Origin of the sequence: Bacillus haikouensis, assembly GCF_013179555.1 — a bacterium.
In the GTDB taxonomy this organism is placed as follows: Bacteria; Bacillota; Bacilli; order Bacillales; family Bacillaceae_B; genus Rossellomorea; species Rossellomorea haikouensis_A.
This window is the reverse complement of record NZ_JABMCR010000398.1, coordinates 1-2,910: the sequence shown is the minus strand read 5'-3', so window position 1 is coordinate 2,910 and position 2,910 is coordinate 1. Positions and strand designations below refer to the sequence as shown.

Genomic DNA, 2,910 nt, shown 5'->3' with positions numbered 1-2,910 from the left:
TGATCTTAGCGCCGTCGGAAGCATGGATCAAAGCGGGTTCCCAATTGATTAAGAAACCTGTTGAGGAAGTGAACGTCGGTGAAATTCTGGTTGTAAAACCAGGAGACAAAATTCCGTTAGACGGTGAAATTGTGACAGGAGAGTCCAGTGTCAATCAAGCTCCAATCACTGGAGAATCCATCCCCGTTGATAAACAAGTTGGTGATACAGTATATGCAGGAACCATTAGTGAAAATGGATCACTTGAAGTAAAAGTCACCAAGTTAGTGGAGGATACCACTATTGCCAAAATCATTCACCTGGTAGAAGAAGCGCAAGAACAAAAGGCACCTACCCAGGCGTTTATTGATAAATTCGCGGGTATCTATACACCAATTGTGTTTGTGCTGGCCCTAGTCGTCATGGTCATTCCGCCAATCATAGGATTTGGAACATGGGGAGAATGGTTTTATAAGGGACTTGAATTATTAGTGGTTGCCTGCCCTTGTGCATTGGTCATCTCCACCCCTGTTGCCATCGTTTCAGCAATAGGGAATGCTGCTAAGAATGGTGTCTTGATCAAAGGGGGAACATTCCTGGAAAAGGCGGGAGCAATCAATGCCATCGCCTTTGATAAAACGGGTACCTTGACTGAAGGAAAACCGAACGTTTCGGAAATCAGGGCCATGAGCATTACAGAAGACGAATTGCTGTCTATTGCCTTAACATTGGAAGATTATTCAACCCATCCAATTGCACAAACCATTGTTAGATATGCGAATAAGAAAGGAATTCAACCTAAACAGGGAGAGTTGTTTAAAAGTATAGTGGGGAAGGGTGTTCAAGCCACCATTGACAAGGAAGTATACTTTGCTGGAAATGCACGGCTTTTTGATGAAATGGAGATCCCGCTCGGAGACGCAAAAGTAACTGTGGAAGATTTGCAGATCAAAGGAAAAACCGTTGTAATCATCGGTACGAAGGAAAAAGTCCTGGGAGTCATATCGGTTGCTGATACCATCAGAGCAGCAACTGTTCAAGCCTTGAACGGTTTAAAGAAAGCAGGAGTCAATCAAATTGTCATGCTTACAGGTGATAATGAAGGTACAGCAAAGATGATTTCAAAAGAAACAAGCGTCAACCGCTATTTTGCTGAACTATTGCCGGAAGATAAAGTTGAAGCGATAAAACAATTACAAAGTGAAGGTCATAACGTAGCAATGGTTGGCGATGGCATAAATGATGCTCCCGCTCTTGCAACCGCAGATCTGGGAATTGCAATGGGCGGTGCAGGAACAGACACCGCGATGGAAACGGCCGATATTGTACTGATGGCGGATAACCTGGAAAAACTGCCTCACACGATTAACTTGAGCAGAAAAGCATTGGATATTATAAAGCAAAACATCTGGTTCTCCTTAATCGTAAAATTTGTTGCTTTGGCTTTAATATTCCCAGGATGGTTAACGCTATGGCTGGCGGTGTTAAGTGATACAGGGGCAGCCATAATCGTCATTTTGAATGCGCTGCGTCTTTTAAAAGTCAAATAATTTATTTATAAGAGCTGTTCAGCTTTTGCTGAGCGGCTTTCTTACTGAGAACTTCATAATTATTTAATCTGCCATATTAACTCAATTTGCTCTGGAAGTGAAAACACCCTGTTACCTCATCATAAGTACTGGTTAATTCATTTTCATTGTTCATTCATTTCTCAAATTGATCTGGGCTTTTCCATGTAAAGTGAAGATCTTTTTCAGCGTTCTTTTTTTCATAACAATGCCAGATCGTTAAAGATAAGCAGGAATTTCACGCAAGAAAATCGAAAGTAGGGAATAATGATTGGTGTCCTACAGCTCGTTTTCACAGTTTAGGGGATAAATCGATGCCCACAAATGACTGCCCCCCAGAGCGCAACATCGTGATTAAAACCCATAGTCCACTGTTTTTAAGATGAATAGTTTCCGTTACTTTGACATAGGTATCAGCCTGTGTATCTTTACTGTGAAAATCAGAAAGTTAAGAGAAGGAAGTGATCGTTTTGAACAATCAGCAAGTGGCAGAAACAGCAAGGAAGTATGGTTTGGATGTGAAAGAAGATACGATTGTATTTAACGAGTCAGGTCTGGATTTTCTGGTTGCTTATGCAGAAGATGATAAGGGAGAAGAATGGGTGCTGAGGCTTCCGAGACGTGATGATGTGATGCCGAGGACCGATGTAGAGAAGAAAGCACTGGATTTAATCAATAAATATGTCACGTTTGAGGTCCCGGTTTGGTCGATTTATGAAGACAATCTTATTGCATATAGAAAATTAACCGGTGTACCAGCCGGCACGATCGATCCAGAGATTCATAATTATGTGTGGGAGATGGATCATGAAAATGTACCTGAACAATTTCATCAGACATTAGCCACAACTTTGGCCGCACTTCACACTCTTCCGAAAGCAGAGGCTCTTAAAGCCGGGCTGTCCATTCAGACAGCAGAAGAAGCAAGATTATCAATGATTGAGCGTATGGAAAAGGTTAAAGCAAAGTTTGGTGTAGAAGAATCCTTATGGAACCGCTGGCAGTCATGGGTAAACAATAAAGAATTGTGGCCACAGAGAACGGGTCTGATTCATGGGGATGTTCATGCTGGTCATACGATGATTGATAAAAATGCGAACGTAACAGGTTTGATTGACTGGACCGAAGCAAAAGTAACAGATATATCAAATGACTTTGTTTTTCAATACCAGGCATTCGGGAAAGCAGGTCTGGAGAAACTGATCGGCTATTACGAGCAAGCAGGAGGGATTTACTGGCCAGCCATGAAAGAGCACATCATTGAGCTTAAAGCAGCATACCCTGTTGCGATTGCTGAGTTTGCGATCACGTCAGGTTTGGATGAGTATGAGCAGATGGCGAGAGAGGCATTGGGAGTGATTGA

General features: G+C 42.2%; 2 protein-coding genes. Both read left to right on the top strand.

The features are described 5' to 3' along the window. Positions 1-1,529 (top strand): heavy metal translocating P-type ATPase (locus tag HP456_RS22150; protein WP_172255144.1); only part of this gene is annotated, 1,529 nt, incomplete at its 5' end. A gap of 482 nt (positions 1,530-2,011) precedes the next feature. After that, on the top strand, positions 2,012-2,910 hold an 899-nt coding region (locus HP456_RS22145), incomplete at its 3' end, for a macrolide 2'-phosphotransferase (protein ID WP_172255142.1).